Genomic DNA, 24,915 nt, shown 5'->3' with positions numbered 1-24,915 from the left:
TATGTTTTGCTCATGGTTCTATCGGGGCAGTATACCACTTGCCAACCCTTTGGACATACTAGGGCGCCAGTGGTTCGGGGGCTTGACACATGAGTGCACAAAAATACTGCAGATCTGGCCAAGGATCACTGCCAAAGTCGGTTTTTAGCCTGACTTCTAACTGCGCTAAGCGGCGTAGCAGTGCGGTAAGTCGTGCTTTGTTGAGTCGGTTGAGTGCCCCTGTCAGCATCGGACGACGCGTTTGCCAAACACGTAGCTGGTCAAAGATGGCGTTGAGTGGCCGTCCTTTTTGCCCTTGCTCTTGAATGGTGTACAGCTGTTTAAGCTCTTTTTGAATCAGTCGCAATAAAAGGGTTGGCTCTTCACCTTCAGCGCGAAGCTGTTCGAGTATCCGCTGTGCGCGTTGTGCCTTTCCTGCCAGCAGCGCATCGGTGAACTGGAAGGGAGTAAAGTGATGATGGCGTGACAGCGAACTCTCAATACGAGGCAAGGTGAGTGCACCATCGGGATAAAGTAGCTGTAAGATATGCAGGCTTTGCACTAAGGCGAGGAGGTTTCCTTCATGCCATTGTGCTAACAACTGTAGCGCAGGTTGATCAGGCTTTAGCCCCAAGTGACGACAGCGTTGCTCAATAAAGCGTGGTAAGTGACGAGCGTCGGGGGTGTTACACACCACGTATAAGCCGTGTTGGGCGAGCGCTGAAAACCATTTCGCGCTCTCTTGCTTTTTATTGAGCCTTTCTCCTTGAACCAAGAGGAGGATATCAGGATGCAGATAAGCGGCCAGCTCGGTAAGCTGTTTCGCTTGTGCGCTGGTTAAACCGTTTTCCGGACAAGTGAGCTCAATGACCTGTCGAGACGCAAATAAGCTAAGCGCTTGGCAGCAGTCGATGACCTCTTGCCAATCGAGCTGCCCATCAATGACAAATTTATGATGCTCCTCAAAGCCTTGGACCCGAGCCGCCTGTGAGATAGCGTCGCGTGCTTCTAACTTGAGCAGTGGATCGGAGCCAAACACCAAGTAACATTGACGCAGTGGCTGGTTAAGCTGCTGCGCCAATTGGTCGGGGTAGGTTCTCATCATTGCGCGGTGTTCGTCTCGGTTTGTCGCGTTTCGATGATCACGTTGGGCTCTGTTGGCGTTTCACCTTGTTCGAGATCTTTCATCGCCGCTTGCTCAGCCTGCTGGCGTTCAAACTCAGCAATGTCGCCTTTTAACTGGGAAAGCTGACGCATGATTTGCCGAGTCGCTTCTGTACGCATCTCCGCAACCAACTTATCTTCCTCAACGGACTTTGCCAACGCTGTCAGCGGGTTATCAAGAAAGTTGCGGCTCAAGGTGGTGTTATAGGTATAACTCCCTTTACCGGGCACCGTGACACGATAGCGGGCAACATAGCGAAACTCTTTCTCCGCCACACGGCTATTTTGGTAAAGCGATAGCGTTTGTTCACTATTGCTTTCGCCGAGTAAGTGGATATTAGCCACTTCCTTGGAAGGAGAGACAAGATCGACCTTGTGTTGACGCAAGGCATTTCGCATTTGCCGGGTGAGCTCGCCATAAGGGTCAAAACTGGTTAATGAGACCTTATCAACCTCATCGGGCAGATTGTAGCTGCCGCGTAAGGCAAACCCGCAAGACGCGATGGTCAAACAGACCATCGCGACAAGCAGGGAGCGAAGCATTGTCTTAAACAGATTCACTCCATCGCTCCTTGTTAGTTGGCAACAATGTTAACCAGCTTGCCAGGCACGTAAATCACCTTGCGCACGGTTTTGTCTTCGGTAAATTTCACCACGTTTTCATCCGCCATCGCTTGGGCTTCTACGGTCTCTTTCTCCGCATCAGCGGCGACGGTGATCTTGGCGCGCAGTTTACCGTTAACTTGGACGATGATCAGTTTCTCATCCTCAACCATGGCTGCTTCGTCGGCTTGTGGCCACGCCGCATCGTCGATGTGGGTCTCACCGAGTGCCTGCCACAAGCTAAAGCAGATATGCGGGGTGATTGGGTAAAGCATCAACACCACGGCTTTAAGGGCTTCGTCGAGCACCGCGCGGTCTTGATCGCTTTGTTGTGGTGCTTTCACCAATCGGTTCATCAGCTCCATAATCGCCGCGATAGCGGTGTTAAATGTCTGACGGCGACCCATGTCATCACTGACTTTGGCAATGGCTTTATGCACCTCGCGGCGCAGCGCTTTTTGCTCATTGTTGAGCGCGCTCGCATCCAATGCCGCGACAGGTCCTTGTTGACTGTGCTCGTAAACCAATTTCCAGACGCGACGCAAGAAGCGGTGTGAACCTTCAACGCCTGACTCTTGCCATTCGAGGGTCATATCCGCGGGCGCGGCGAACATCATGAACAGGCGTACCGTATCGGCGCCGTATTTTTCAACCATTAATTGTGGGTCAATGCCGTTGTTTTTCGACTTCGACATCTTGGTCATGCCCGCATGAGTAACGGCATTGCCTTGGCTGTCTACCGCATTAACAATTTGCCCTTTGCTATCACGTTCGACGGTCACCTCGGTTGGAGATACCCATACGCGCACACCTTTATCATCGGTGTAGTAAAAGGCATCAGCCAGCACCATGCCCTGACAGAGCAGTTGCTTAAACGGCTCGTCGCTATCAACCATGTTTTCATCACGCAGCAACTTGTGGAAGAAGCGTGAATAAAGAAGGTGCATACAAGCGTGCTCAATGCCGCCGATATATTGATCTACAGGCAGCCAATAGTTGGCAGCACTTGGATCGAGCATTTGATCGGCCTGCGGCGAGCAATAGCGCGCATAGTACCAAGACGATTCCATAAAGGTATCGAAGGTGTCGGTTTCACGCAGTGCAGGCTTGCCTTGGTATTGGGTTTGTGCCCACTGTTTGTCCGCTTTAATCGGGCTTTGTACCCCATCCATCACCACATCTTCTGGCAGGATCACGGGCAGCTCATCCGTCGGGACTGGCACCACGTCACCGTCTTCGGTGTTCAGCATCGGGATAGGGGCACCCCAGTAGCGTTGGCGCGATACGCCCCAATCACGAAGACGGAAGTTAACGGTCTTCTTGCCTTTGCCCAAAGACTCAAGCTTGGCGGCAATCGCATCAAACGCGGCATCAAAGTCTAAGCCATCAAATTCACCCGAGTTAAACAGCTTGCCTTTCTCGGTATATGCCTGCTCAGACAAATCAGGCGCGTTGCCGTCTTCATCGAGGATCACCGGCTCAATATCCAAGCTGTACTTGCTGGCGAACTCAAAGTCGCGCTGGTCGTGGGCGGGCACGGCCATAACCGCACCAGTACCGTAGTCCATCAGCACAAAATTGGCGACAAAGATAGGTACGCGGCGGCCGTTAAGCGGGTGAGTCGCGTACAGACCGGTTGCCATGCCTTTTTTCTCCATGGTGGCAAGCTCTGCTTCAGCAACCTTGGTATTACGGCACTCTTGTACAAATTCAGCCAACGCTGGATTGTTTTTGGCTGCGGCATCGGCCAGTGGGTGACCGGCGGCAATCCCGACATAGGTCACACCCATCAAGGTGTCAGGACGGGTAGTGTACACATCCAGAGCAGGGTGCTCACCTTCCACGTCAAAAGTCAGCTCCACCCCTTCTGAGCGGCCAATCCAGTTGCGTTGCATGGTTTTGACCATTTCTGGCCAACCATCCAGTTTGTCGATATCTTGCAGCAGCTCTTCTGCATAATCGGTGATTTTGATAAACCACTGTGGAATTTCTTTTTGCTCGACAGGGGTGTCACAACGCCAGCAGCATCCTTCGTGCACCTGCTCGTTCGCTAACACGGTTCGGTCATTCGGACACCAGTTGACCGAGGAAGTCTTTTTGTAGACCAAGCCTTTGTTGTACAGCGTGGTGAAGAACTCTTGCTCCCAGCGGTAGTAATCTGGGCTACAAGTGGCGATTTCACGATCCCAATCGTAACCGAAGCCCAGCATTTTCAGCTGGCCTTTCATGTAATCAATGTTTTCGTAAGTCCAAGGTGCGGGGGCGGTTTTGTTCTTGATAGCGGCCCCTTCGGCTGGCAAACCAAATGCATCCCAACCAATAGGTTGCATCACATTTTTGCCTTGCAGGCGCTGATAACGCGAGATCACATCACCGATGGTATAATTACGGACATGCCCCATGTGTAGTCGGCCACTGGGGTAAGGGAACATAGAAAGACAGTAGAATTTTTCTTTGTTAGGGTCTTCATGAACCACAAAGGTTTTATTGTCATCCCAATGGGCTTGAACTTCTTGTTCAATATCTTGCGGGCTATATTGTTCTTGCATCGATGGCTTCCGAGATTCTGTGAGAAAGGTAAAACCTGAAAGAGAAATATCGTCATAGAATAACGAAAGGCAGAGACCGCAACAACACTTGAATCAGGACGGAACCATGAATAAAGAGAAAGAACCCCAACAAAGTATCATTGAGCGGGTAAAAGAGGCGCTGGAAAACAGTCCAGAGGCTTTGTCTCGCTGGGTCGAGTTATCTGATCAATACCTCAAAGCGGCCGCGGATCTGACCAAAGATGAGTGGGCGTTAATTGAAGCTTACTTTAAGCGCGACGTGAAAGCCTTTGGCGAGCAGTATAACAAGTCCCAAGACGAGGACATTGATAGCCAGGTGTTTAACGATCTGATTGCTAACTCGATTTGGGAGCAACTGGCAGAAATCACCGACCGCACTCAGCTAGAGTGGCGGGAAGTATTCGACGACCTTCAGCATCATGGTGTGTATGAAGCGGGCGAAATTGTGGGGTTGGGCGTCTTGCAATGCGAACAGTGCCAACACCAAACACGGCATAGCCGTGTAGATGTGATTGCACCATGTAGCAAGTGTGGTCACCGGTATTTCTCTCGCCGCCCGTACCCGGTGTAAGCCAAGCGCGATGCTTGGCTTAGCCGCAGCGATTAACAGACCAAGGGTGAGGATAAAGGTCAGTTCTCAGTCAGACGAGGCGCTATCCTTGCCCTCAAAGCGTTGGCGCTCTTCACGTTCCACTTGAGAAAGACGTGGCAGCTTCAGCCCTTGTGATTTTCCCATCCAACGCGCAAAGACGATATTGCTAGCGAAGGCAAAGGTCACTAAGACGAGCTCGGCCGCCGCCAGCCAGCGCTCCCCTTCATCAACATAAATAAGGGTTAAGGCGTGCAAAAAGTAAAACATCAAAATAAAGTTGGCCCACGCATGGGTAAAAGCTTTTCCTTTCACGATCCCCGGCAGGGGGAGTAGAAGAGGAATGGTCCAGCCGATGGTCACCGCCAACGCATTAAGGTGAGGGTGAGGCGATAACGCTGCGTGCCAGATTATCACCCAGGCAATCAGGCCGAGGTTACTCAACAACGAGAGCTTACGCATTAATGCAAGCCGAGAGTCAGTCACAATTCTATCCTTTTATCCCAAGTGATGGTGAACGGTTTGCGCGAAACGCGCGAGACGTTGGCCTAAGGTTTTGGCGATTTGTTTTTCGTCTGCAATTAAAGGCTGGTTTGCATCAGCCACACTTGACGCACCATAAGGTGAGCCGCCGCCTTCTGTGGTGTGTAACGCGCGCTCACTGTGTGGCACACCGATCAGCACCATGCCATGATGAAGCAGCGGTACCGTCATGGTGAGCAGGGTCGTTTCTTGCCCGCCATGCAGCATAGAGCCAGCGCCGAACACAGCCGCAGGTTTATCAATCAGTGCACCTGATAGCCACTCGCCACTGGTGCTGTCGATAAACTGCTTTAAGGGCGCGGCCATGTTGCCAAAACGCACCGGACTGCCGAGGGCTAGGCCATGGCAGTCCAACAAATCTTGCCGGGTGACAAAAGGGTCTTTCGCGGTTGTGTCTGGCACTTGGCCATCAGGGTAAGCGGGCAGCTCGGGAACCGTGCGCAGCACCGCTTCCACCCCTTGTGCTTCGATGCCCCGAGCCACTTGTTGGGCGAGTTTGCGTGTATTCCCCGAGCGGCTGTAGTAGAGCACTAATACTTTAGTCATTTTATCAGCGCTAGTACGTTCTCTGGCGGACGACCAATGACTGCTTTTTCGCCCTTGACGGCGATTGGACGTTCGATCAATTTGGGGTTGTTAACCATGGCGTCGCGTAATTTTGCTTCGTCCACTGACGCATCGCCCAAGTTTGCCGCTTTATAGTCTGCTTCTTTGGTTCGCATCATATCCCGAAACGAGCTAAGTCCGAGTTGCTGTTTTAACATCGACAACGCTTCGGCAGAAAGCGGGTTCTCAAGGTACTTGATAATAGTAGGCGTGACACCGTGAGACTCGAGCAATTTAAGTGTTTCACGGCTTTTGGAGCAACGCGGGTTGTGGTAGAGGGTAATGGTGGTCACAACAATGGTCCTTTTTGATTGAATTACCGATCGCTAAGCGCTTTAAAGCGAGCTTGCTGACGACGCAGTTGGTCGAGGCGTGCATCATACCGTGCTTGCGCTAAGCTGCCTAACTCTGCGAGCTGAGCCGCTTGGGTGTAGTTACGAATGGCTTTGTCCCACTGTCCGCGCAATGCATAGCGCTCACCTTGTGCGGCCAGCTCGCCGTCTCGATGCGTCCCCGTATTTTCGTACGCTTGTTGTAACAAAAACCAGCCGTTGCTGTCATCAGGGTGTTGGTGCGTATACCGCTCCAGCATGGTAATGGCTTCACCGCCACGTTTGGCTTTGACCAAGGTATAGGCGCGATTGAGCAATAATACGCGGTTGTTAGGTTGATGGTTCAACGCCTGCTCAAGGCGTGATAGTGCCTTGTCGTACTGTTTTTCACCGATGTTTAAATCGGTCATTGCATCGATGAAAAATCGATTATTAGGTTGCGCCTTGATAAGTGGGGCTAATTTTTCTCGCGCATCGTCAAAACGGCGAGCGTCAATATCAAGCAGCGCCATTCCGTAATCGAGGCTTTGCTTTTCGGCCGGCGAGGCCTCTTTGTTGCGCCGTTCAAACCAGTCCATGGCTGATCGACTGGCGATGCCGCTATATCTTGCGACGATGCGGGCGCGCGCCAGCTGATACTCCGGCGAGACAGGCACCCGTTTTTGTGGGTATTGACGGGCACGAGCACGCGAGTCTGTGATCCGTGAAGCGGGCAAGGGGTGGGTGCTGAAGTACTCGGGCATTTGGCTGGCGTAACGGTACTCATCCGCTAGCCGCGAGAAAAATCGTGGCATCGCTTGCACATTAAAATCAGCGCGCGCAAGTGTTTCAATGCCAATTCGGTCTGCTTCTTCTTCATTGCGACGGGTGAAATTGATTTGGTTTTGCATACTCCCAGCTGTCGCAGCATGTGCGGCTGCAATCCCAGCTTCGGGAGCAGCAATCGCAAGCATCAACGAGCCCACTAAGGCGGCCACCGTGAGCGGCGACGTCTGTGCTTGCTCTTCCATGCTTCTTGCCAAATGACGTTGGGTCACGTGGGCGATTTCATGGGCCATCACCGATGCCAGCTCGCTTTCTGTTTTGGCGTGTAGGAACAGGCCGGAGTGCATGGCCACATAACCGCCAAAAAAGGCAAAGGCATTGATGGCCTTGTTATCAATGAGAATAAATTGAAACGGGGTGCGAACATCATTGGCATTCGCGACTAACCGGTGTCCCAAGCCATTTATGTATTCGCTGAGCAGCGGATCACTGATGACGGGCTTACTGGCTCTGAGCATCCGCATGTAGGCATCACCAAACTCTTTCTCTTTGGCAACCGATAAGGTACTGACGGCGGCAGTACCAATATCAGGCAAATCGCTTTGGTATGACTCAACGCGTGCAGACACAGGTGCGCTCGCTAATACGCCCGCCAGTGCATAAGCGAGTAGGCGACGAGCCTTTGTTCCTTTGTTCGAGCAAGGTGCGCGAGATGACATAAGCGTGATGACCTTTAAATGCAGGATGTACTTAGGTACAGACCGACAAAAGCCGCAAGGGTTTCGTTGGCGTTCTATCTAATGTCCATTACAATACTGACGATAATACCGACCGGTGAGCCAGAATGGAATCTCAAACACTTGATTTGCGAGAACATGTTTGCCCAATGGCGCTACTGCTAGCAAAGCGCGCCGCCGCCTTTCTACAGCCAGATGAACAGTTGGTGATTTTGCTCGGTGATCAAGGGGCGAAAGAAGATATTCCCAAGTACTTTAAACGCGAAGGTTTTAGCATGAGGTGGTTAGATACGCCCGCTTCGCGGCTACTCATCACAAAAAAATAGCAGGCTTTTTATGTTTGATATGTTACATCGTTGGTATCGGCGACGTTTTTCTGACCCACATGCCGTGAGCCTGGTGGCGATCCTTCTTTTTGGTTTTATTACCATCTATTTTTTTGGCAATTTGCTCGCCCCATTATTGGTCGCGATCGTCATGGCGTATTTGCTCGACTGGCCGGTTAATCGCCTCTGCCGGTTGGGCTTGCCCCGTGTTTTTTCAGTGCTGGTGGTACTGGCGGTGTTTGTCAGCTTAACCTTGATGGCGCTGTTTGGCCTGGTGCCAACCATATGGAACCAGGGGGTCAGCTTGGTGGCCGATGTGCCAAATATGTTTAATAACATGCAAGCACTGATGCTGAGTTTGCCAGAACGCTACCCAGAGCTGATTAACCCGCACATGGTCAACACTTTCGTCGACACCTTGCAAAACAAAGTGCTCAACCTTGGCGAAACACTGGTAAAAGGCTCATTGGCGTCTTTGGTGAACTTAGTCGCGGTGGCGGTATACCTGATTTTGGTACCATTGCTGGTGTTCTTTTTGCTCAAAGACAAAGCGCAAATGTTGGCGATGTTCAAAGGCTTGTTACCGCGCAACCGTCGTCTTGCTTCCCGCGTGGGACATGAGATGAATCAGCAGATCTCCAACTACATCCGCGGCAAAGTGACTGAAATCATTATCGTCGGGGTGAGCAGTTATTTGACCTTTAGCCTTTTGGACCTTCGCTATGCGGTACTACTTAGTGTGGCGACGGGCTTCTCTGTCTTGGTGCCTTATATTGGCGCAGCGATTGTCACCGTCCCGATAGCGATTGTTGCCTTGTTCCAGTGGGGGCTCGAGCCGGGTTTTTGGTATGTAATGATCGCCTATGGCGTTATCCAAGCGCTGGACGGCAATGTGCTGGTCCCCGTGCTTTTTTCAGAAGCGGTGAATTTACACCCAGTCGCCATCATAATAGCCGTACTGGTTTTCGGTGGACTCTGGGGCTTTTGGGGGGTATTTTTTGCTATTCCATTGGCGACCTTAGTGAAAGCGGTGTGGCAAGCGCTGCCAGTGATTGAGCTGGATGACGATCCCAAGACAGATGTTGAGTGATCCATCTTGTTTTCACGCCCCTAATAAAAGGGGCTGAGCGGCAGGTAAGCATGAACATGCCGTGATCAGTTTGGCCCACAGAAGTAGTAATGAAAACAGGGTTGGCATGGCACAACACAGGCAAGAACAAACGCAAGTAGAAAAGTTTCGCGTCGCTGTGATAGGTGGCGGTGTTGCGGGAACCACAGCGGCAATGCGCTTGGCTGAGCGCGGGGTGGACACCCAGGTGTTTGAGGCGGGCACCGGCTTGGTGAGTGGGCCGCCAATTTGCCATCTGCACGCGGGCGGCAATTTGTATCGTGAAATTTCACTCGATCAATGCCTGACCTTACTCGAACAGTCGGTGGCCACGGTGCGCATGTATCCGCATTCGGTCAATCGTCGACCGACTGTCCTCGCCGTTCCTCAGCAAGATCCAGGCTCGTTAGACAGTGTGATGGCGCGCTTAGAAACCTTGCGTGAGCGTTATGCGCAATTGGTTGAGATCGATAGCGATAATAAAGTCATGGGTGAGCCGAGTAATTATTTCCGCTTGTATCATCAAGACCGGTTAGAAGCTTTACGCGACCAAGACTATCACAGCGTGACGGATGTCGCTGACCAATGGATGTGGCCAGTGGCGCAGTCACTCGATTTAAGTGCAATGAAGTATCCACTGGTGCTGGTACAAGAGTATGGACTCAGCGTGTTTCGCTTAGCAGCGGAAGCGCAGTTAACCCTTGCTGAGGTTCCTCATTGCCAGCTCAACTTTAATCACAAAGTGATTGATACCCAGCCTTTGGCGTCTGGGTGGCAGGTGACCTATAAAGACCATACTGGCCAGATACAGAGCACTGAGGTTGACTATCTGATCAATGCTGCCGGATTCCGTACGGGAACAATCGATGATATGGCGGGGTTTGGTCGCAAGCGTTTGGTGGAATACAAAGCCGCATATATCGCGCACTGGACAAGCACCGAGTACCAATGGCCGGAGATTATTGTCCATGGACAGCGGGGCACCCCACAAGGTATGGCACAATTGACGCCCTATCCAGATGGCTTCTTCCAACTCCATGGCATGACCCAAGACGTCACCTTGTTTGAGCGAGGTTTGGTAAAAAGCTCGACACAATCCGCCCAACCAAGTGTGGATGCGCGTTATGTGAAAAACATCGATAAAGGATGGGAATGGCAAGAGGTATGCGAACGTACTGACCGCGCCATTGACCACTTTGCCCAGTGGTTGCCAGCGTTTCAATACGCTGAAGTGGGCGGTAAACCTTTGTGCGGCGCTCAGCAAATCCCGGGCGATGATCCTTCGTTACGTGCCTCTGATGTGTCGTTTGATGGTGAGCGTTATGCGCGCTTGGAAATTGTCAAAGCGTCGTCTGCGCTGACGGCGATCAATAAAGTACTGACGCAGTTTGAAGATGCTGGTTGGATCTCGCCCACCTCTTATCATCCGCTGTCGCGCCCCAACACCGCGAAGATAATCGATACCGCTTGCGAGTTTGCAACACGCCGCGGATACCCTGAAGCGTTGGCAAAGCCTGTCGGCTAATCATACAATAAAGCGCACGGTGTACGTGCGCTTTTGGTAAACGGCGTTTAGGCTGCTTTGCAGCCAACGTCGACTGACGTTACGCTTGGCTTAAGTAATCCAACACCACTTGGTGGTGATCCTTGGTTTTAAACTTATTGAATACGTGTTCTATCTTACCGTCTTTGCCGACCAAAAAGCTTAGACGATGAATCCCATCGTATTCTTTGCCCATGAATTTTTTCGGTCCCCAAACGCCGAACGCATCAGCGACGGCATGATCTTCATCACTCAATAGCGTGAAGTTAAGCGCGTCGCGTTCAACAAAACGAGCCAGTTTTTTCACCGGATCTGGGCTTATGCCAAGCACTACGGTGTCAAGTGCATCCAGCTCGGCTTTGGTGTCGCGCAACGAGCATGCCTGCGTCGTACAGCCTGGTGTCATTGCTTTAGGGTAGAAGTAGACCAGCACGCGCTTGTCGCCTTGAAACTGGCTCAACGTGACCGTATCGCCATTTTGATCTTGCAGTGAAAAATCGGGCGCTTGTGCGCCTTCGGTGATTGTTTGCATGCGCTACGTTTCCTTTTTGTCGGTAAACCGAATTCACGATGATAGAGGGTGTTCGCGATTACGCAAGTTTTTGATAATAGGATCACTGACTTGACAGGATTTTACCGCCCATTGACGCAGGCTCCCTGCTTACTCGATTATAACGAGCACTGGTCTTGTCTAGCGACGAAAAATGTTGATTAAGACATGCCTAGACGCAGGGTTATTCTTGTGTTTGCCCAGCGCCAAAAGTAACATTGCAAGCATCACTAATAAGGGAGACGAACATGGTTTCTGGAAGCATTGTGGCACTCGTCACACCAATGGATGCACATGGCGAAGTTGATTACGTTAGCCTGGAAAAATTGGTCGAGTTTCATATCCAATCGGGCACTGATGCGATTGTCGCAGTGGGGACGACGGGAGAGTCGTCGACAGTCACCGTGGATGAGCACATTAAAATTGTGTTGAAGACCCTGGAGTTCGCTGACGGACGTATTCCGGTTATCGCGGGAACCGGTGCCAATGCTACTCATGAAGCGATCACTTTCAGCAAAATGTTTGCCGGCTCAGGGGTTGCGGCTTGCCTGAGTGTCACCCCTTATTACAACAAACCGACGCAGGAAGGCTTGTTCCAGCATTACAAAGCCATTGCTGAAGCCACTGACTTACCGCAAATTTTATATAATGTCCCTGGGCGCACGGCGGTTGACCTTCAACCGGAGACTGTGGCGCGGTTGGCTGAGTTTGACAATATTATTGGCCTTAAAGATGCCACCGCTGATGTAAGCCGAGTCGCGATTCATCGGGAACTTTGTGGCGATGATTTCCTCTTATTCAGTGGCGATGATTTAACTGGCCTAGATTTTGTCTTGGCTGGGGGACATGGCGTTATCTCTGTCACTAATAATGTGGCAGCGGCGCAAATGGCTAAAATGATCAAACTGGCGCGCGCGGGTGACGCAGAGCAGGCGCATGCCATTAACGAAACCTTGATCCCACTGCATCGCCACCTGTTTGACGAAGCCAATCCGATCCCAGTGAAGTGGGCAGTCCGTGAAATGGGCTTGATTGCGGATGGACACCTTCGTCTGCCATTAACTGAATTAAGCGAGCACTTGCGTCCAGATGTGCGAGAAGCACTGCGTGTAGCAGGTGCGGTGTAAGCCGTTGGAGTGTCAATGAAACCAGTATTTAAGCTCGGCCTTTGTGCCATCATGGCCACCAGTGTGGTGGCCTGTAGTGGTGGCGCCGAGCAGCGTCGTCAAGCCAAAGATGACTTTGGCTACTTGCAAACAACCCCGTTGTCGCCATGGCAGACCTTGCCGGATCAAGCGCCATATTTCTCCACCAACTATCAAATTCCCTCGCAAGAGTTTGAAGGGGAAGTGGGCAAAGATGTTGATATTCGTCCGCCGCGCCAAGTGCTGGACCTGATCCCGGGCGCACGGATACAACGTGATAGCCGCGGTGTTACTCTAGCGGTTGCCAATGAAAAGCAACTCGATAAAGTATGGCAAACGGTAGAGCGTTTGGTCAGCGAGCAGACGATTCCAGTGTCGTCGCAAACCGCAGACCAAGTCGAAACCGGTTGGATTGCTTGGGAAAAAGAAGACAGCGCTCACCAAGCACGCTTCCGTCTATCACGCCTTGAGCAAGGTCGCCGCTTTGCGTTAGGGGTGAACATGATTGATTCGCGCGCGAAAGCCAGCGATGATCCACTCACACCTGCGTTGCGTGAGCGCTACAACACCCTGATGACCAACCTTATCACGGTGAGTCACGATGCGGCCTTGCGTGCCGAGGCGCGCCGCTTAGCCGAGCAGCGCCAAGCGGATATTCCGATTAGCTTTGGCACTGACCGGAGTGGCCTGCCGGTGATCATTGCTCGCGCCCCTTATGATGTGGTGTGGGAAAAGCTGCCTGCTATCATCAAGCCTTTAGGGTTCACGGTAGAAAGTCGTAACCAGTCGCAAGGCACGGTGAAAACCCGTCACGTCGCGCCAAGTGATGAGCGTTGGCAATCCCTTGGCGTTGATCCGATTACGTTCCCAGATAATAGCTACACCCTGCTGCTGGGCGATCTCGGCAACCGCACGTCACTCAACGTCACTAACAGTGATGGAAAACCGGTTGATGAGGCGACGTTAGAAGCGCTGAGCCCAGCGCTCAAAGCGGTTATTGCCCAAGTGAACCAAGCATCAGAGTAATTTTATAGGGACGCGGTGTGCGTCCCTTACTTTTAGCGCCTAATGGAGAGTATAGGTAATGGAAAAACGTGCTGAGTTGTATCGCGGTAAGGCAAAATCTGTCTATGCCACAGAGGATGAGCACCGCTTTGTTCTGCACTTTCGCAATGATACGTCAGCCTTTGATGGCGAGCGTGTTGAGCAGCTCGAGCGAAAAGGCGAGGTGAACAACAAATTTAATCACTTCATCATGCAAAAGCTTGAGCAAGCAGGTATTCCCACCCAAATGGACCACCTGTTGTCGGATACCGAGTGCGTGGTGAAAAAGCTAGATATGATCCCTGTAGAGTGCGTAGTCCGCAACATCGCTGCTGGATCGCTTTGTCGTCGTCTCGGCGTCCAAGAGGGGACAGCACTGACGCCACCGACCTTTGAATTGTTTTTAAAAAACGACGCACTGCACGACCCTATGGTCAATGAATCCCTGTGTGAGTCTTTGGGCTACGCCACACAAGCACAACTGGCGACGATGAAAACACTGACCTATAAGGTGAATGATGTTCTCAAAGCCTTGTTTGCGGACGGTGACTTATTGTTGGTTGATTACAAACTTGAGTTTGGTGTTGATCATCAAGGTAATATTGTTCTGGGTGACGAGTTTAGTCCTGACGGTTGCCGATTGTGGGATGCCAATACCCGAGAAAAACTGGATAAAGACCGTTTCCGTCAAGGCCTAGGTGGTGTTGTGGATGCTTACATCGAGGTAGCAAAGCGTATCGGCCTTACCCTGTAATTTTTGGACTTAAAAAGCAAACGTTTGCTTTTTAAGTGAGGAAAATAGCGCCATTAATGTGGCGCTATTTTAGTCTTTGTGCTCATCAGACTGCGATGGCTCGCTATCCGCATTATTTTCCTTGGATGACGTGGTTTTATCTGGCTTGTCTTTATACTTAAGGCCAAATTTTGCGTTGGCGGTGTATTTGAGCGCCATGATATTGCTGACCACGACAGCCACTACGATGGCAATAATGACGTAAGGGTTGGTTAGCCATTCCATTGTTCCACCTCGCACAGGTTGGTGACATAGGTTGAATATATCCAATCTAACTGGCCAAGAATGGTATCTTTACCACAAATAGGGGCACTATCGATGGCGATAGCAAGCATGTCTTGGTCAAAAGCAGATAACAGGGTGTGGCTGGTGGCGATATGGCTGATATGCCAAGGCTCTCTCGCAACCCCACCTTTATCTTCGGCGTAAGGAAGGAAGAACCCCCACTTGGAGGCGTGCACTTTGAGCCATTGTGAAAACGCAGCTTGAGGGCCATCATCATACTCTGGTGGCGTTAACGCTAACGTTTGATCCGGCCCCAGTGCCCGCTTGTCATATACGTCTAAGTCTGTGCCCCAATGGTGGCGGCTTGCCCCTGGTAAGGCTGACCAGCGCAGTATCGCTTTGACCCGCGCTTCTTCGGACAGTGATGACACATCTAACGGGCGACTCTCTGCGTCCAACACTGGCTTTTCGCCACTAAATTTGCCGTTCCAAATGGCTAACTGACGCGCAAATGAGCGATAGCCGCTGGCGATCATGAGCGTGAACCCTGCTTGCGATGCCGCCTGTTGTAGGGCGGCAAAGTCGGCTAAAATCGCTTGGTGCAGGCAGGGCGCATTAGGCCGACTGTTAATCGGTGTGAGCGCTGAGGCGTCTTGCCCTGTGAGCTGTGCGGGTGTCGGCATTAAGGGAGCGCCTTCTCTAAGACCTTTTGGTACATGTCAGTCAGCTTTTCTAAATCCGGGATGCTCACGCACTCATTTACCTTGTGGATGGTGGCATTCACCGGGCCGAGTTCAATCACTTGCGCCCCCATTTGCGCAATGAAACGACCGTCAGAGGTTCCACCAGTAGTCAGTAGTTCCGGTGTTTGATGGTTCACTTCTTCTACCGCAGCCACCACCGCGTCCAGTAACGTGCCTTTATCGGTTAGGAAAGGGTCGCCACTGTGCGTCCACTCCAAGGTATAGTCGAGCCCGTGGGCGTCTAGAATCGAGTAAACCCGCTTTTTGATGGTTTCGCTGTCCAGCTCTGTACTAAAGCGGAAATTAAACTGTGCGTGGCACTCCCCTGGGATGACATTGGCCGCGCCTGTGCCAGCTCCGATATTGGGGATTTGGAAGCTTGTGGGTGGGAAAAACGCATTGCCTTTGTCCCAGAGTGTTTGCGCAAGCTCGGTGAGCGCCGGCATCGCCTGATGCACCGGGTTGGTGGCAAGGTGGGGGTAGGCAACATGACCTTGTGTGCCTTTGACGTAGAGATCCCCAGTGATGGATCCGCGACGGCCATTTTTAACCACATCACCGACATGATGGGTGCTGGATGGCTCACCCACAATACACATGTCAATCTTTTCACCACGCGCCATTAGAGTATCAACCACACGGGTGGTGCCATTGATAAACGGGCCTTCTTCGTCTGAGGTAATTAAGAACGCGAGCGAGCCTGAATGATCAGGGTGCTCGGCAATAAAACGCTCAACAGCCACGACCATAGCAGCCAGTGAGCCTTTCATGTCAGCAGCACCACGTCCATGGAGATGGTCATCAATCACCGTCGCTTCAAACGGTGGTGTGTGCCATTGCTCACGCGGACCAGAGGGAACCACGTCGGTGTGGCCGGCAAAGGCGAACAAAGGGCCGTCAGTGCCCCGTCTGGCCCACAGGTTGGTGGTATCTTCAAACACCATGGTCTCAATAGTGAAGCCCAAGGCTTCTAATCGCGCGATCATTTGATCTTGGCAGCCGGCATCTTCCGGTGTCACCGATTCTCGGTTTATCAGATCTTTCGCTAAAGCCAACGTGGCAGAGTCAGTCATCGGGTTTCCTTACAGCAAAAATGAATCGACTATCACATTACGCGAAAATATCAGCGTATTGGTTCTCTTTAAAGCCGAGGTAATAGCTACCTTTGTGTACGAGCAATGGGCGTTTAATGATCGCTGGGTTATCGAGCATGATTGCGATCGCGCTGGTTTGGTCTAAATGGGCTTTTTGCTCATCGCTTAGTTGGCGGTAGGTGGTGCCACGTTTGTTGATTAACGCTTCCCAGCCCAGTTCGGCAACGAAAGTTTGCAGCATTTGTGCGTCTAAGCCATCTTTTCGGTAGTCGTGGTATTGGTAGTCGATACCTTGGTTATCCAACCACTTTAGGGCTTTTTTTAGGGTGTCGCAGTTTTTAATCCCAAATACAGTTGTCATGGTCTTATCGTGCTTGTTGGCAAAGGTTTAAGAGTGACACTGCTTGTTAATGAACGCAACACCCAGCGCGGTAGGCATGTGCGTCATTTGAAGGCGCAAAAGCGTGTGAAATGCGTGGGTAAATGCGCCTGCAGCACGTCGATTTGATGGCGTTTTGATCAAACGCAAAGCCTCTTAGCAGGCGCCATGAATAATGGGATCATTCGTAATTGTTGGAGGTTCGTATGGAACTCAACCCGGTATTTGCTCGGCGCTTGTACCTCGCCGCATTGGTAGAAGAAATGGAACGCCCAAACGTGCCGCGTTTAATTGAAGCAACAGGCTGGCCACGTCGCACAATCCAAGACGTGCTCAAATCACTGTCTGGGCTTGGTATAGATATGACATTCATCCAAGATGGCAAGCGCCATAACGATGGTTATTACCAGCTAAAAGACTGGGGCCCGTTTCGTCGCGATTGGGTCGAGGATAAAAAAAGAGATATTCGCTCGTATATCAACTAACGTACATCAGCGGGTGTGACCAGTTCCGCCTCAACTAGGGTACGGCGAATGGCATCGGCACGCCGACGGTTTGCGCCGAAGTCGTAATAGCCGACACGAGAGGCTGAACGAAGCGCAACCTGGTCTCCGTTGAGTGAGACTTCAACATCATCGACAAAGCGCAGCACTTGGGTGGTGAAGCGTAAGTGTGCGTAGTTGTCCTGAGCGGAAACCACTTCCGCGCGTGGCATGGCGGCAATCTTTTCGACGATGGTGGTAAAGGCAATATCGGTGCTAGCTAATGACAAGGGCGCTAACTGATACTTCGCGCGCCTATCTTCTGTTGAAACACAATTAGGGCTGTCACCACAGGCAGTGACAGGTGGTTGCTTTGCCATGGAGCCTCCTTTTGAGCAGCCGAATAGCGTAAATACTACAATGAGGCTGAGCAGATTTTTTCCCATTATGCCCCCACGAGCGTGTAACCAATAAACCCGATCCAGCTTACGACGAGTAAAAGCCAAGGTAAACGGCTGTACCCTTTATCTTGTGTGGGAGGCTGAGATGAAGGCGCAGGCTCGCTCGATTGCTCGACCACCGGTGTCGGTTTTTGCTGTTTCTTGCGTGCTTTATCCTGTGTCCGCGCCTTCGCTTTTTGTTCTTTTTTGTACTGCGCAATTCCTTTCTCAATCCCCTGAGCGATCAGTTTCGTCTGAGCCTTGGTTTGCCCGGGCTTTTGCGTGGCTTTAGCAACGCGCATGGCATCTTGTTGGGTCTCTGGCGAAATTGTTGCTTTTGCTTTGGCCATGAAGGCTCCATCTAACGCTGAAAAAATGACTCCATCCAAGAATAACAAATTTTGCTTTTGCGCTTGCAGTTTTTATCGCATGTCGCCATGGTAAATGCGTGACTTCTCAATCAAAAATCTTATGGATACGTTTCATCATTTCGACGACAAAGGGTACATCAAGGCTCCCCAGATCGCCGTACTGTGCCTGCTACTGTTAAGTCGCGCGTGGTGGCTATTGGCGATGGCTGGTGTTAGCCGAGAGCAGGGCAGCGAGCTGCTTGCACTGGTTTACCCGGATACCTCTGCGTTCTATCTCAGCTTAGGGATTGGCTTGGTACCGCTTGGGCTATTACTGTTAGTGGGCAACTGCGATAAGGCGCCTGAATGGTTAACACAGCATTGGCACTTAGGTTATTGGTGGGTGTGGCTATTGTGGCTTTGGGAAGCCTATCAAGTAGTGCATACGCTTACGTTGACGGGGGGACGGTTTGATTGGTTGCTTGCCTTACACGGGCTTTGGTTAGCGTGGGCGAGCCTTTATTGGTTAAGAAGCCAGCGCGTAAAGCGCTTTTTTTATCAATTCACCTAGACTGGGCAACCTTTAGCCGGGCATAAAAAAACGCAGCACTAGGCTGCGTTTTTTCTTACTAAGTAAACCGAATTACTTAGTGACGCGCAATACAGATGTTTCACCCACAGTGACGGCACCAGAAAGCTTGGTCAGCTCCTTGATTTCGTCCATGTTAGAGATAACAACCGGCGTTAGCGTTGATTTAGCTTTCTCTTCGAGCATGCCTAAATCAAATTCGATCACGGTATCACCGGCTTTCACCGTTTGACCTTCTTCCGCAATGCGCTTAAACCCTTCGCCTTTTAGTTCGACGGTGTCGATACCAAAGTGTACGAATAGCTCAACGCCGTCATCTGACTCAATTGAAAAAGCGTGGTTGGTTTCGAAAATCTTACCGATTGTGCCGTTAACTGGCGCAACCATCTTGTCGCCTGATGGTTTAATCGCAACACCATCCCCGACGATTTTCTCAGCAAACACAACGTCAGGCACGTCTTCGATGTTGACGATCTCACCCGACAATGGGGCGATAATTTCAATGGCACTTGCGTCGTTGCCGTCTTCAGACACCAACTTCTTCAGTTTGTCGAACAGACCCATAGTGTTGCTCCTAAGCAGTAATTCTTTGCTGATTGTATATTAGCAAGCGGTTTTTTCCGCAATAAATTTTTCGACATAGGCCTCGATTTCTGCCGCAGTTGGCAAAGTGAGCGCTTTGTCGGCCATCGCTTTCACATCAGCAAAGTTGGCATTACGGATAATCTTCTTGATGCGAGGGATAGAGATGGCACTCATACTAAACTCATCCAAACCCATACCCATCAATAGTAACGTTGCTTTCTCGTCACCTGCAAGCTCTCCGCACATTCCCGTCCATTTACCTTCTGCATGTGAGGCATCAATCACTTGCTTGATAACCGTCAATACAGCAGGAGACAGTGGATTGTACAGGTGCGAAATCAGCTCGTTGCCACGATCGACCGCCAAGGTATACTGGGTCAAATCGTTGGTGCCAATGCTGAAAAATTCCACTTCTTTCGCAAGATGGTGGGCAATCGCAGCCGCGGCGGGTGTCTCAACCATTACACCGATTTCAAGATCAGCATCGAAATCGTGACCTTCTTGGCGCAGTTCTGCTTTGTAGGTCTCAATGGCTTCTTTCAGCTCACGGATTTCTTCCACAGAAATGATCATCGGGAACATCACACGGATTTTACCGTGCGCCGATGCACGAAGAATAGCACGCAGCTGATCGCGGAGAATCTCGCGACGATCAAGACTGATACGGACCGCACGCCAACCCAAGAATGGGTTCATTTCTTCCGGCAAGTCCATATACGGCAGATCTTTGTCACCACCGATATCCATGGTACGGATAATCACTGGGTGGCCATCAATGGCTTTCGCTACCGCTTTGTAAGCTTGGTATTGCTCTTCCTCGGTAGGAAGTGCGTCGCGATCCATAAACAGGAACTCGGTGCGGTAAAGCCCCACACCTTCACCACCGTTACGGTTTACGCCGTCACAGTCTTTGACTGTGCCCACGTTGCCGCAGACTTCAACTTGGTGGCCGTCGAGTGTAATGGCAGGAAGATCTTTAAGTTTTGCCAGTTCAGCTTTCTCGGCAATGTGCTGGTCGCGAATCGCTTTGAATTTGCTGAGTTGATCATCTGATGGGTTGACAACGATTTGGTTGTTAATCGCATCAAGCACCAGCATGTCGCCGTTTTGTATTTTGCCGGTCGCATCGTTGGTGCCCACGATAGCTGGCAGCTCAAGCGAGCGAGCCATGATCGAGGAATGCGATGTGCGACCACCAATGTCAGTAATGAAACCAAGCACATAATTCAGGTCAACCTGTGCTGTTTCAGAAGGCGTCAGGTCGTTTGCAACAAGGATCACTTCTTCATTGATTGCGCTCAGCGACACCATGTTGATGCCAAGTGCATTTTTGACGAACCGTGAGCCGATATCACGGATATCTGCAGCACGCTCTTTCAAATAGTCATCATCCAGTGACTCAAGCGTGACCGCTTGCTCTTCGATAACGCTATAGATGGCGTGATCGGCGGTCGCTAGGTTTGACTTAATGAAGCTGACGATCTCTTCTTCGAGTTCTTCATCTTCAAGCAGCATGATGTGACCTTCGAAGATAGCTTCTTTCTCTTCGCCAAAGGTCTCCCTTGCTTTGTCTTTGATCGCTTCGAGTTGCGTCTTAGACTGTTCGCGAGCATCCAATACGCGCTGAATTTCTTTGTCGATTTGAGACGCATCAATCTTATCTTTATTGATGACAACGTCTTCTTCTTGCAGCAGCAGTGCTTTACCAAAAGCAATACCAGGTGATGCCAGGATGCCTGAAATCATAGCTTTACCTTACGTTTATCCAACTTAAAACCGATAGAAAAAGAGCCGGATTACTCCAGCTCGTCCATCAGTTTTACTAGGTGATCAACGGCCTGTTGTGCTTGCGCACCTTCAGCAGAGATAGTCACCTTAGTGCCTTTGGTCAAGCCAAGGGTTTGAAGTTTAAATAGGCTCTTTGCGCTCGCGCTCTTACCGTTAGACTCAACGGTGATCTCAGCGTCGTAGCCTTTCGCTTCTTTGACGAACTGCGCCGCTGGACGAGTGTGTAGGCCGTTTTCTGCAGTAATCTCAACTTGCTTCTGATACATGATTCACCCCGTTTCTGTATTTTTTTAAATCTATGTATTAAATATAAGGTTAGCTTAACCGCTAACGGGCGACTTCGCTATCCGTTGACGCTAACCTAACCAAGAAATCGACCTGATAGCTTAATCCATGTCAATTTCGTGTCATCTTTTTGCCATTTTTGACCTTCCACTCATTAGGCGCGAGGGCTTTTATTTTGATGCGGAAAATAAAAAAGGCAGACGTGTTTTACTAAAGCTTAATATAAAAATCAAACAAAAAAGGCCCAATTTGGGCCTTTGCGAATAGGGGGGGGTGGAGGCTGATTGCCTAACCTGCTGTTACTGCTCGGTTTCCAGCTCGGTGAACATCCCAGCAAACAGTGGTGAGCTAAGGTAACGCTCTGCTGCACTTGGCAAAATTGTGACGATCTTCTTATTTGCAAACTCGGGAAGCTCGGCAATTTTGTTTGCCGCAACCACCGCTGCACCTGAAGAAATCCCGCCCAAGATGCCTTCTTCTTCCATCAAACGGCGAGCCATTGCAATCGCTTCGTCTGAGCTGACAGAGACCACTTGGTCAACAAGCTTCACGTCCAAGTTCTTCGGCACAAAACCCGCGCCAATACCTTGGATTTTGTGAGGCGCAGGCTGCACATCTTGACCCGCGATCGTTTGTGCAATCACTGGCGATTCGGCAGGTTCGACCGCCACTGTGGTGATGGCTTTGCCTTGGGTGTTTTTGATGTAGCGGCTAACACCGGTTAGGGTACCACCTGTGCCAACACCGGCAACAAACACATCGATTTCACCGTCAGTGTCTTCCCAGATTTCAGGCCCTGTGGTCTTTTCATGGATTTCAGGGTTGGCTGGGTTGTCGAATTGTTGCAGCATCAGATATTTGCCTGGCTCTGCCGCCATGATTTCTTCGGCTTTGGCAATCGCGCCTTTCATGCCTTTTGGTGCTTCAGTGAGCACTAGCTTCGCGCCCATGGCTTTAAGCAGCTTACGGCGCTCAAGGCTCATAGACTCCGGCATGGTGAGGGTCAGCTTATAACCACGTGCCGCTGCGACATAGGCGAGTGCGATCCCTGTGTTACCACTGGTAGGCTCAATCAATTCGATACCGGGTTTGAGGGTGCCTTTTTTCTCTGCATCCCAAATCATGTTGGCACCGATACGGCACTTAACACTGAAGCTTGGGTTGCGTGCCTCAACTTTGGCCAACACGTTTGGTTTAGCCACGCGGTTCAGGCGAACTAGCGGTGTATTTCCGATGGTTTGTGTATTATCTTCGTAAATCTTGCCCATTGTATCGTTCCTTCATGACACCGATTTTAATAACACTCCAAGCATATCTCTGCTGCTTGGTTTTGAAAGGATCGGTTGGTTATATCTTATTGTGACATTAACCAATAACTGATTGGTTAACCGAAAAAAGCCCACATCGTCGATGTGAGCTTTAGCGTAGAACATTCCCGGCTAAACAGGCTAATTACGCCCCAATGAGGCTTTGTGATTATCCACCCACATGGCGGTTGCGCCACATACTGCTGCAGGCATCACCAGCAGGTTAAGCAACGGCGTCATAGTAAATAGCATAACTATTGCACCAAAGCTTAGCGATGCGCCACGTTGTTGGTTTAAGGTCTGGCGCATGGCGGGAAACGACACCTTGTGATTATCGAACGGGTAATCACAGTATTGAATCGCCATCATCCACGCGCTAAACAAAAACCAGATCACAGGCCCCACGGTTTGTCCGATTGCGGGTATCCAAAGTAGCAACAAAAAGCCGAGTGCTCTGGGGATGTAGTAAGCGAGCTTTTGCCATTCTCGTTTCATCACCCGCGGGATATCTTTAACGATGCCAGCCAAGCCATCATCCGGTGCCCGCGTTCCTGACAGCTTGGCTTCCACATGTTCGGCCAACAGGCCATTGAACGGCGCCGCTATCCAGTTAGCCAACGTGCTAAACACGTAGGAGAACACCACAAGGATCGCCACGACGACTAAAGGCCATATGAGAAATGAAAGCCAAGAGAGCCATTCGGGTAGGCTCGCCATCCAATGGTCTATCCAATCACCAAACTGTGACAGTAGGTAAAGGAAGGCGCCGCCCAGCAGCAACACATTGATCAAAATAGGAATGATCACAAAGCGGCGTAAGCCGGGTGCCATCATCAATGAAAAACCCTGGAACAAGTAGCCAGCGCCACTTTGAGGACGGGGGCGAGCATAATTCGCCATGATATCTCCTTGATAACAATGTTGGTCACAACAAGCCGCACGCAAGCGGTTGATACAAAATTAACGATGTGCGCTATATTACGGGGGGAATCGCTGGGATGACAACGGCCTAATAATGATAAAGTTTAACGATTTGTGTGTCGCTATTCGTTAAATTGTCCCCAACTTTTGATACAGTTAACTAAGTTGACCATTAACGCATTGCGTCAGCCAACAGGCCCCGCTTATGATCGCGCTACCCTTTGCAAACTGGTTGGCGTTGTGACATAAGCTAATCAAAACGCTGAACATAGATAGATTTGAGAATCGATGATGCAGGAATTGCGCCTTGTACTGATTGTGTTGGGAGCACTAGCAATCGCAGCTTTGCTTTTGCATGGCCTCTGGACAAACAAGAAAGAAAAGACGACCAAGTTTGGCGAAAAGCCGCTGGGAAAGCTTGATGATGACAGTGACGATCAAAAGTTTGACCAAGATGGTATTGGCGCAGTCAGGGTCGTCAGTCGCGCGAAAAGTGAGAGCGACAAGCCTGCGCGCCAAGAGCCTGCGATGAGCTTTGGCGAGAAACCTGATGTGGATCCTTTATTTGCAGGCCAAACTGAGACGGCCTCTGAGCCGCAGGAATCGGTCTATCCCTCCATGTCGGCGACGGATGATGAGCCCTCTTTCTCTACCACAACGTCGAGTTCTGAGGATGTAGAGAGCGATGAGCCAGCGCCTGTATATTCACATGCCGAAGAGACTGACGAGCCAGCGCCACACGCACCCGCCAGTGAAGCTGTTGATGCTGATGCGCCTTTGCAAACAGACTCGCAAGACACGGGCGAGCAGCAACAGGATGAAGCCCCGGCTGATGATACCGAAGTGCTGGTGTTACATGTTCATGCGAACAATAACCAAGTTTTCACTGGGCTTGAGCTTATTCCTACTCTGGAACAGTACGGCCTCCGTTTTGGCGATATGGGCATTTATCACCGCAATTCTGACTTGTCTGGTAGCGGGAAAGTGTTGTTCAGTGTCGCGAATATGGTCAAACCCGGTACCTTCGATGTCAGCCATAGTGAAAGCTTTGAAACACCGGGCATCAGCTTTTTTATGACCTTGCCGTGTTACGGTGAGCCTGAGCAAAACTTCAAACTCATGCTACAAACGGCCCAGCAAATCGCGGATGAATTGGGCGGCTTAGTGCTGGATGACGCACGCACCATGATGACTCCGTCACGATTGGATGAATATCGCGAGCGCGTTAAAGCCTTTATGGTCAAATAGCCTGCCTGCACGCGACTATGGTTTAAGCAGACAGCGGGACATGGCTCCCGCTGTCTGTGATTTATCGATATACTTGCCCGCA

Annotated in this window: 29 protein-coding genes; 10 read left to right on the top strand and 19 right to left on the bottom strand. The window is 50.8% G+C overall.

Annotated features, from left to right (window positions below):
• Positions 1-58: 58 nt before the first annotated feature.
• Genes holA through leuS form a run of 3 tightly spaced genes read right to left on the bottom strand, consistent with a single transcriptional unit; the run spans position 59 to position 4,295 of the window.
• The gene (holA, locus tag BZG74_RS01780) at positions 59-1,081 is read right to left on the bottom strand and encodes a DNA polymerase III subunit delta (protein ID WP_077771129.1); all 1,023 of its coding nucleotides are present in this window, start codon (positions 1,079-1,081) and stop codon (positions 59-61) included.
• A complete protein-coding gene (locus tag BZG74_RS01775) occupies positions 1,081-1,704 on the bottom strand; it encodes an LPS-assembly lipoprotein LptE (RefSeq protein ID WP_235605692.1) in 624 nt (207 codons plus the stop codon). Before BZG74_RS01775 ends, holA begins: the two co-directional genes overlap by 1 nt.
• A 14-nt stretch (positions 1,705-1,718) precedes the next feature.
• Positions 1,719-4,295: a leucine--tRNA ligase gene (gene leuS / locus BZG74_RS01770; protein ID WP_077771069.1), complete on the bottom strand. Its 2,577-nt coding sequence runs from the start codon at positions 4,293-4,295 to the stop codon at positions 1,719-1,721.
• 106 nt (positions 4,296-4,401) lie between these two features.
• On the opposite strand from leuS, the gene BZG74_RS01765 reads away from it, so the two are divergent.
• Positions 4,402-4,887: a zinc ribbon-containing protein gene (locus BZG74_RS01765; RefSeq protein WP_077668171.1), complete on the top strand. Its 486-nt coding sequence runs from the start codon at positions 4,402-4,404 to the stop codon at positions 4,885-4,887.
• A gap of 66 nt (positions 4,888-4,953) precedes the next feature.
• Here BZG74_RS01765 and BZG74_RS01760 read toward each other — a convergent pair whose 3' ends face one another.
• The 4 genes from BZG74_RS01760 to bepA are packed head-to-tail and all read right to left on the bottom strand — an operon-like array spanning position 4,954 to position 7,870.
• The gene (locus BZG74_RS01760; RefSeq protein ID WP_077771068.1) at positions 4,954-5,367 is read right to left on the bottom strand and encodes a DUF2069 domain-containing protein; all 414 of its coding nucleotides are present in this window, start codon (positions 5,365-5,367) and stop codon (positions 4,954-4,956) included.
• A 36-nt stretch (positions 5,368-5,403) separates the two neighbouring features.
• On the bottom strand, positions 5,404-5,994 hold the full coding sequence (gene wrbA, locus BZG74_RS01755; protein WP_077771067.1) for an NAD(P)H:quinone oxidoreductase: 591 nt from the start codon (positions 5,992-5,994) through the stop codon (positions 5,404-5,406).
• Positions 5,991-6,347: an arsenate reductase (glutaredoxin) gene (arsC, locus tag BZG74_RS01750; RefSeq protein WP_077771066.1), complete on the bottom strand. Its 357-nt coding sequence runs from the start codon at positions 6,345-6,347 to the stop codon at positions 5,991-5,993. Before arsC ends, wrbA begins: the two co-directional genes overlap by 4 nt.
• A gap of 23 nt (positions 6,348-6,370) precedes the next feature.
• Entirely contained in the window at positions 6,371-7,870 is a 1,500-nt protein-coding gene (bepA, locus tag BZG74_RS01745) for a beta-barrel assembly-enhancing protease (RefSeq protein ID WP_077771065.1), read from the bottom strand.
• A 125-nt stretch (positions 7,871-7,995) separates the two neighbouring features.
• Here bepA and BZG74_RS01740 point away from each other — a divergent pair, with 125 nt between their 5' ends.
• From BZG74_RS01740 to BZG74_RS01730, 3 genes are all read left to right on the top strand, one after another.
• Positions 7,996-8,214 (top strand): sulfurtransferase TusA family protein, encoded by a 219-nt coding sequence (locus BZG74_RS01740; protein ID WP_077771064.1) that lies wholly within the window; start codon positions 7,996-7,998, stop codon positions 8,212-8,214.
• A gap of 10 nt (positions 8,215-8,224) precedes the next feature.
• Complete coding sequence (locus BZG74_RS01735; RefSeq protein ID WP_077771063.1) at positions 8,225-9,304, top strand: AI-2E family transporter; 1,080 nt, start codon at positions 8,225-8,227, stop codon at positions 9,302-9,304.
• Positions 9,305-9,410: 106 nt separating this feature from the next.
• Positions 9,411-10,847 (top strand): FAD-dependent oxidoreductase, encoded by a 1,437-nt coding sequence (locus BZG74_RS01730; protein WP_077771062.1) that lies wholly within the window; start codon positions 9,411-9,413, stop codon positions 10,845-10,847.
• Positions 10,848-10,926: 79 nt separating this feature from the next.
• Here BZG74_RS01730 and bcp read toward each other — a convergent pair whose 3' ends face one another.
• Entirely contained in the window at positions 10,927-11,397 is a 471-nt protein-coding gene (gene bcp / locus BZG74_RS01725; protein WP_077771061.1) for a thioredoxin-dependent thiol peroxidase, read from the bottom strand.
• A 266-nt stretch (positions 11,398-11,663) separates the two neighbouring features.
• On the opposite strand from bcp, the gene dapA reads away from it, so the two are divergent.
• The 3 genes from dapA to purC are packed head-to-tail and all read left to right on the top strand — an operon-like array spanning position 11,664 to position 14,358.
• Entirely contained in the window at positions 11,664-12,542 is an 879-nt protein-coding gene (gene dapA, locus BZG74_RS01720) for a 4-hydroxy-tetrahydrodipicolinate synthase (RefSeq protein WP_077771060.1), read from the top strand.
• Between the two features lie 15 nt (positions 12,543-12,557).
• Positions 12,558-13,586, top strand: coding sequence for an outer membrane protein assembly factor BamC (bamC, locus tag BZG74_RS01715; RefSeq protein ID WP_077771059.1), 1,029 nt, complete (start codon positions 12,558-12,560; stop codon positions 13,584-13,586).
• 58 nt (positions 13,587-13,644) lie between these two features.
• Positions 13,645-14,358 (top strand): phosphoribosylaminoimidazolesuccinocarboxamide synthase, encoded by a 714-nt coding sequence (gene purC, locus BZG74_RS01710; RefSeq protein WP_077771058.1) that lies wholly within the window; start codon positions 13,645-13,647, stop codon positions 14,356-14,358.
• Between the two features lie 69 nt (positions 14,359-14,427).
• Here purC and BZG74_RS01705 read toward each other — a convergent pair whose 3' ends face one another.
• The 4 genes from BZG74_RS01705 to BZG74_RS01690 are packed head-to-tail and all read right to left on the bottom strand — an operon-like array spanning position 14,428 to position 16,820.
• Positions 14,428-14,622 carry a DUF2897 family protein gene (locus tag BZG74_RS01705; protein ID WP_077771057.1) on the bottom strand — a complete coding sequence of 65 codons (195 nt, stop codon included), beginning with the start codon at positions 14,620-14,622 and terminating at the stop codon, positions 14,428-14,430.
• The gene (locus BZG74_RS01700) at positions 14,610-15,305 is read right to left on the bottom strand and encodes a M15 family metallopeptidase (RefSeq protein ID WP_077771056.1); all 696 of its coding nucleotides are present in this window, start codon (positions 15,303-15,305) and stop codon (positions 14,610-14,612) included. The genes BZG74_RS01705 and BZG74_RS01700 overlap by 13 nt, the downstream gene beginning before the upstream one ends.
• Positions 15,305-16,438 (bottom strand): succinyl-diaminopimelate desuccinylase, encoded by a 1,134-nt coding sequence (dapE, locus tag BZG74_RS01695; protein WP_077771055.1) that lies wholly within the window; start codon positions 16,436-16,438, stop codon positions 15,305-15,307. The genes BZG74_RS01700 and dapE overlap by 1 nt, the downstream gene beginning before the upstream one ends.
• A gap of 37 nt (positions 16,439-16,475) precedes the next feature.
• Positions 16,476-16,820: an ArsC family reductase gene (locus BZG74_RS01690; RefSeq protein ID WP_077771054.1), complete on the bottom strand. Its 345-nt coding sequence runs from the start codon at positions 16,818-16,820 to the stop codon at positions 16,476-16,478.
• Positions 16,821-17,044: 224 nt separating this feature from the next.
• On the opposite strand from BZG74_RS01690, the gene BZG74_RS01685 reads away from it, so the two are divergent.
• Positions 17,045-17,323 (top strand): winged helix-turn-helix domain-containing protein, encoded by a 279-nt coding sequence (locus BZG74_RS01685; RefSeq protein WP_025740011.1) that lies wholly within the window; start codon positions 17,045-17,047, stop codon positions 17,321-17,323.
• Here BZG74_RS01685 and BZG74_RS01680 read toward each other — a convergent pair.
• Both BZG74_RS01680 and BZG74_RS01675 read right to left on the bottom strand, forming a co-directional pair.
• On the bottom strand, positions 17,320-17,700 hold the full coding sequence (locus BZG74_RS01680; RefSeq protein ID WP_158020622.1) for a DUF1499 domain-containing protein: 381 nt from the start codon (positions 17,698-17,700) through the stop codon (positions 17,320-17,322). The genes BZG74_RS01685 and BZG74_RS01680 overlap by 4 nt on opposite strands.
• 65 nt (positions 17,701-17,765) lie before the next feature.
• Positions 17,766-18,110: a DUF2956 domain-containing protein gene (locus BZG74_RS01675; RefSeq protein ID WP_077771052.1), complete on the bottom strand. Its 345-nt coding sequence runs from the start codon at positions 18,108-18,110 to the stop codon at positions 17,766-17,768.
• Positions 18,111-18,231: 121 nt separating this feature from the next.
• Between BZG74_RS01675 and BZG74_RS01670 the strand changes: the two genes are divergently transcribed.
• Positions 18,232-18,681, top strand: a complete 450-nt coding sequence (locus BZG74_RS01670) for a DUF2919 family protein (protein ID WP_158020621.1) — start codon at positions 18,232-18,234, stop codon at positions 18,679-18,681.
• Between the two features lie 72 nt (positions 18,682-18,753).
• Here the strand turns inward: BZG74_RS01670 and crr are convergent, their stop codons facing one another.
• The 5 genes from crr to cysZ all read right to left on the bottom strand — a co-directional run bounded on the left by crr (position 18,754) and on the right by cysZ (position 23,564).
• On the bottom strand, positions 18,754-19,263 hold the full coding sequence (gene crr / locus BZG74_RS01665; RefSeq protein WP_069361104.1) for a PTS glucose transporter subunit IIA: 510 nt from the start codon (positions 19,261-19,263) through the stop codon (positions 18,754-18,756).
• 39 nt (positions 19,264-19,302) lie between these two features.
• Complete coding sequence (gene ptsI / locus BZG74_RS01660; RefSeq protein ID WP_077771050.1) at positions 19,303-21,030, bottom strand: phosphoenolpyruvate-protein phosphotransferase PtsI; 1,728 nt, start codon at positions 21,028-21,030, stop codon at positions 19,303-19,305.
• Positions 21,031-21,080: 50 nt separating this feature from the next.
• Entirely contained in the window at positions 21,081-21,338 is a 258-nt protein-coding gene (gene ptsH / locus BZG74_RS01655) for a phosphocarrier protein Hpr (protein WP_077771049.1), read from the bottom strand.
• 318 nt (positions 21,339-21,656) lie between these two features.
• Positions 21,657-22,625, bottom strand: coding sequence for a cysteine synthase A (gene cysK / locus BZG74_RS01650; protein ID WP_077771048.1), 969 nt, complete (start codon positions 22,623-22,625; stop codon positions 21,657-21,659).
• Positions 22,626-22,805: 180 nt separating this feature from the next.
• On the bottom strand, positions 22,806-23,564 hold the full coding sequence (cysZ, locus tag BZG74_RS01645) for a sulfate transporter CysZ (protein WP_077771047.1): 759 nt from the start codon (positions 23,562-23,564) through the stop codon (positions 22,806-22,808).
• A 309-nt stretch (positions 23,565-23,873) separates the two neighbouring features.
• Here cysZ and zipA point away from each other — a divergent pair, with 309 nt between their 5' ends.
• Positions 23,874-24,833 carry a cell division protein ZipA gene (gene zipA, locus BZG74_RS01640; RefSeq protein ID WP_077771046.1) on the top strand — a complete coding sequence of 320 codons (960 nt, stop codon included), beginning with the start codon at positions 23,874-23,876 and terminating at the stop codon, positions 24,831-24,833.
• The last annotated feature ends 82 nt before the right edge of the window (positions 24,834-24,915 follow it).

It is taken from the genome of Salinivibrio sharmensis (assembly GCF_001995985.1).
GTDB lineage: Bacteria > Pseudomonadota > Gammaproteobacteria > Enterobacterales > Vibrionaceae > Salinivibrio > Salinivibrio sharmensis.
This window is presented reverse-complemented; position numbering and strand designations above follow the sequence as displayed.

What these genes read in the sequence shown, in the direction of transcription:
- cysK (WP_077771048.1), bottom strand. Translation starts at nt 22,625, where the DNA reads ATGGGCAAGATTTACGAAGATAATACACAAACCATCGGAAATACACCG.
- holA (WP_077771129.1), bottom strand. Translation starts at nt 1,081, where the DNA reads ATGAGAACCTACCCCGACCAATTGGCGCAGCAGCTTAACCAGCCACTG.
- purC (WP_077771058.1), top strand. Translation starts at nt 13,645, where the DNA reads ATGGAAAAACGTGCTGAGTTGTATCGCGGTAAGGCAAAATCTGTCTAT.
- BZG74_RS01690 (WP_077771054.1), bottom strand. Translation starts at nt 16,820, where the DNA reads ATGACAACTGTATTTGGGATTAAAAACTGCGACACCCTAAAAAAAGCC.
- dapA (WP_077771060.1), top strand. Translation starts at nt 11,664, where the DNA reads ATGGTTTCTGGAAGCATTGTGGCACTCGTCACACCAATGGATGCACAT.
- BZG74_RS01740 (WP_077771064.1), top strand. Translation starts at nt 7,996, where the DNA reads ATGGAATCTCAAACACTTGATTTGCGAGAACATGTTTGCCCAATGGCG.
- ptsH (WP_077771049.1), bottom strand. Translation starts at nt 21,338, where the DNA reads ATGTATCAGAAGCAAGTTGAGATTACTGCAGAAAACGGCCTACACACT.
- zipA (WP_077771046.1), top strand. Translation starts at nt 23,874, where the DNA reads ATGATGCAGGAATTGCGCCTTGTACTGATTGTGTTGGGAGCACTAGCA.
- BZG74_RS01760 (WP_077771068.1), bottom strand. Translation starts at nt 5,367, where the DNA reads ATGCGTAAGCTCTCGTTGTTGAGTAACCTCGGCCTGATTGCCTGGGTG.
- BZG74_RS01685 (WP_025740011.1), top strand. Translation starts at nt 17,045, where the DNA reads ATGGAACTCAACCCGGTATTTGCTCGGCGCTTGTACCTCGCCGCATTG.
- BZG74_RS01765 (WP_077668171.1), top strand. Translation starts at nt 4,402, where the DNA reads ATGAATAAAGAGAAAGAACCCCAACAAAGTATCATTGAGCGGGTAAAA.
- BZG74_RS01705 (WP_077771057.1), bottom strand. Translation starts at nt 14,622, where the DNA reads ATGGAATGGCTAACCAACCCTTACGTCATTATTGCCATCGTAGTGGCT.
- wrbA (WP_077771067.1), bottom strand. Translation starts at nt 5,994, where the DNA reads ATGACTAAAGTATTAGTGCTCTACTACAGCCGCTCGGGGAATACACGC.
- bepA (WP_077771065.1), bottom strand. Translation starts at nt 7,870, where the DNA reads ATGTCATCTCGCGCACCTTGCTCGAACAAAGGAACAAAGGCTCGTCGC.
- BZG74_RS01735 (WP_077771063.1), top strand. Translation starts at nt 8,225, where the DNA reads ATGTTTGATATGTTACATCGTTGGTATCGGCGACGTTTTTCTGACCCA.
- leuS (WP_077771069.1), bottom strand. Translation starts at nt 4,295, where the DNA reads ATGCAAGAACAATATAGCCCGCAAGATATTGAACAAGAAGTTCAAGCC.
- bamC (WP_077771059.1), top strand. Translation starts at nt 12,558, where the DNA reads ATGAAACCAGTATTTAAGCTCGGCCTTTGTGCCATCATGGCCACCAGT.
- BZG74_RS01680 (WP_158020622.1), bottom strand. Translation starts at nt 17,700, where the DNA reads ATGGCAAAGCAACCACCTGTCACTGCCTGTGGTGACAGCCCTAATTGT.
- BZG74_RS01675 (WP_077771052.1), bottom strand. Translation starts at nt 18,110, where the DNA reads ATGGCCAAAGCAAAAGCAACAATTTCGCCAGAGACCCAACAAGATGCC.
- ptsI (WP_077771050.1), bottom strand. Translation starts at nt 21,030, where the DNA reads ATGATTTCAGGCATCCTGGCATCACCTGGTATTGCTTTTGGTAAAGCA.
- BZG74_RS01730 (WP_077771062.1), top strand. Translation starts at nt 9,411, where the DNA reads ATGGCACAACACAGGCAAGAACAAACGCAAGTAGAAAAGTTTCGCGTC.
- BZG74_RS01700 (WP_077771056.1), bottom strand. Translation starts at nt 15,305, where the DNA reads ATGCCGACACCCGCACAGCTCACAGGGCAAGACGCCTCAGCGCTCACA.
- bcp (WP_077771061.1), bottom strand. Translation starts at nt 11,397, where the DNA reads ATGCAAACAATCACCGAAGGCGCACAAGCGCCCGATTTTTCACTGCAA.
- crr (WP_069361104.1), bottom strand. Translation starts at nt 19,263, where the DNA reads ATGGGTCTGTTCGACAAACTGAAGAAGTTGGTGTCTGAAGACGGCAAC.
- dapE (WP_077771055.1), bottom strand. Translation starts at nt 16,438, where the DNA reads ATGACTGACTCTGCCACGTTGGCTTTAGCGAAAGATCTGATAAACCGA.
- cysZ (WP_077771047.1), bottom strand. Translation starts at nt 23,564, where the DNA reads ATGGCGAATTATGCTCGCCCCCGTCCTCAAAGTGGCGCTGGCTACTTG.
- BZG74_RS01670 (WP_158020621.1), top strand. Translation starts at nt 18,232, where the DNA reads ATGGATACGTTTCATCATTTCGACGACAAAGGGTACATCAAGGCTCCC.